This window comes from Thalassobacter sp. (genome assembly GCF_982993085.1).
Genome location: NZ_CEZFMW010000219.1, coordinates 1 through 2703, shown reverse-complemented (window position 1 = coordinate 2703; position 2703 = coordinate 1). Strand labels below are relative to the sequence as shown.

Genomic DNA, 2703 nt, shown 5'->3' with positions numbered 1-2703 from the left:
GATACGAAACGCCCCCCAAAGTCGCCAAAGCGACCATTTTCATCAGGTCCGGTGAAGTAGGAATTCACGAAATCTTCTGCCATGGTCGTCTCCCCGTTGCGCGTTGAATTGGGTGTAGGGCAGCAGGCAGGAGGGGGCAAGGGATCAGCGAGACACTGGCCGGAATATTCGGGCGTTTTATGGCTCTGATTAGACCCGTTTAAGCCTGTGCGGCCGTGACAAATGCTGCGATTTGCGCAGCGTCTTTGATGCCGGGCGCGCTTTCAACACCGGATGAGACATCCAGCTGCCGGGTGCCGGTCCGCCGGACGGCTTTGGCTGCGTTGTCTGGTGTTAGCCCTCCGGCCAGCATCCACGGCACGGACCAATATTTGCGCCCCGCGAGTAGCTGCCAATCGAACGCTAGACCGTTGCCGCCCGGCAAATCCGCACCCTTGGGCGGCTTTGCATCGATTAACAACTGATCCGCCACTTCGGCAAAAACATCGATTGCGGCTAGATCCTCGGGACCGCCTACCCCTACGGCTTTCATCACCGGCAATCCGTAGCGCGCCTTAACCTCGGCCACACGCGCAGGGCTTTCGGAGCCGTGTAATTGTAGCATATCCAACGGCACCTCTGCGGTAATCGCATCCAGCATCGCGTCATCCGCGTTGACGACCAAGGCGACCTTGGCCAAGCCCACTGGCGCGCCAAGCGCCAGATCCCGTGCCTGTGCGATCGAGACATTGCGCGGAGATTTGGGAAAGAACACAAAGCCGCCATAGGACGCGCCTGCCTCTGCAACGGCAGTCACGTCCTCGGGGCGGCACAAGCCGCAGATTTTTACACGAATGTCAGTTGGCATGGCCCCGCCTAGCGCGTTCCGTCCACGATGGCCAGAACATCATCCGCCGTGGTCCCATCGGTTTTTTGGACCTTCTTGATCTCACGTTGAAGCTTGACGGCTTCCTTTTTGGCGCGCGAAGCTTCGGCGCGATGCTTATGCTCGCGCACCCACTCCCACACAAAGCCCAACAGGACGCCCATCGCGATGCCCGCAAAAATCACCGCATAAAGCGGTACAGTAACGGAATTCGCGAAGGGCCAGAATTGCAACAATTCGCCAGGCAGCAGGTTGAGGGTCACATCCCCCCGGTTCGCAAGCGCGATCACCAACAGGCAAATCGCGATAACGGCCAACACTGCGTAGCGGATCAGGCGCATAGCTTAGTCCTCATGTCCATTCAAACGATCGCGCAGGAGCTTGCCGGTTTTGAAAAACGGCACATGCTTTTCTTCAACCTCGACGGCGTCGCCTGTGCGCGGGTTGCGCCCCAAACGTGCATCGCGCTTTTTCACAGAGAACGCACCAAAACCACGAAGCTCAACGCGATCACCCTCAGCCATGGCTTCGATGATTTCTTCGAAGATCGTGTTTACAATGCGCTCCACGTCCCGTTGGTACAGATGGGGGTTTTCATCTGCGATTTTTTGAATGAGCTCAGAGCGTATCATGTGGTGTGTCCTCCCAAAGTCACCCCAGGCGAGGTTCGATCAATAGAACCCGTCCTGCTGCAACACTTTAGACATTATTGACGTGTTAGCGAAACGCCCTAATGGAATTTTAGGGCCGAAAAATTGCCGTTCCGCAGGGGTTTGTCTGCAAATACAACCACTAGAGGAGAAAATCTAGGCGGTTCACGGCACGCTGAGGCCCAAGCCGGGAGAATCACAGGCATGTGAGTCGCACTCTGGACCACCTGTCAGCATGAGCCGCGCGCGTAGATCACGCGCGGATCAAAACGTCTGCTTAGGCCGCTGTGCGCACTTGCGCAAAGGACACAAGACGCTTGGCATTTTCATCCCACAGGTGCAGGCGCACGCAAGCAAAGCTCTCGCGGATGGTCATGCGGTTGATGTCGGCCAACTCCCCGTGGTCACGCAGGACTTCTGGCAGCCTGTAGAAAGGGATGCGGCTGTAGAGGTGATGCACGTGGTGGATACCGATGTTGGCACTAAGCCACTGTAGAACAGGCGGCAGCATGTATTGCGAACTGCCGTGCAAGGCTGCGTCATGCAGGTCCCAGCTTTCTTCAGCCTCCCAGTGGGTCGTCTCAAACTGGTGCTGCACGTAAAACAACCAAACCCCAGCGGTCGCCGCCAAAAGTGTCGACGGCAGGAAGATCAGAACCACTGGAACAAGACCACCAAAGTACACCAGGAGCGCAACCCAAGCGACAATCGCCAGATTGGTCAACATCGCGCTCATCCAATATTTGACGTGCCCCATCAGACCCAAGGGAAGCCGGTTCTGGATAAAGAACAAGTACCCAGGCCCAAGGCAAAACAGCACAACAGGGTTGCGATACAGACGATACATCATACGGTTCAGCGGCGGCAGCGCGCGGTACTCAGCAACCGTCAGTGTCGCAACATCCCCAATCCCGCGACGCGCAAGGTTGCCCGACGCGCTGTGGTGGATGGAATGCGACCGACGCCACACATCATAAGGTGTCAGCGTAAACACCCCAATCACGCGCCCAAGCCAATCGTTGACCGTACGATTTGCAAAGAAAGAACCGTGGCCGCAGTCATGTTGAATGCAAAACAACCGCAGCAAGAACGCGGAATTTACCAACGAAATCATCAGCGTGAGCCAGTAGCTATAGGACATTGCGTACCACGCAAGAACCCACAGCATCAAAAACGGACCCACCGTCA

At 56.7% G+C, this 2703-nt stretch carries 4 protein-coding genes; all 4 read right to left on the bottom strand.

Annotated features, from left to right (window positions below):
- Window positions 1–199: 199 nt before the first annotated feature.
- Window positions 200–847, bottom strand: a complete 648-nt coding sequence (locus AC4GMC_RS18140; protein ID WP_487878032.1) for a phosphoribosylanthranilate isomerase — start codon at window positions 845–847, stop codon at window positions 200–202.
- A gap of 8 nt (window positions 848–855) precedes the next feature.
- Window positions 856–1206: a LapA family protein gene (locus AC4GMC_RS18135; RefSeq protein ID WP_487878033.1), complete on the bottom strand. Its 351-nt coding sequence runs from the start codon at window positions 1204–1206 to the stop codon at window positions 856–858.
- 3 nt (window positions 1207–1209) lie between these two features.
- Entirely contained in the window at window positions 1210–1497 is a 288-nt protein-coding gene (gene ihfB / locus AC4GMC_RS18130; protein ID WP_038006462.1) for an integration host factor subunit beta, read from the bottom strand.
- Window positions 1498–1792: 295 nt separating this feature from the next.
- The coding region (locus AC4GMC_RS18125) for a fatty acid desaturase (protein ID WP_487878034.1) at window positions 1793–2703 on the bottom strand (911 nt) is incomplete at its 5' end.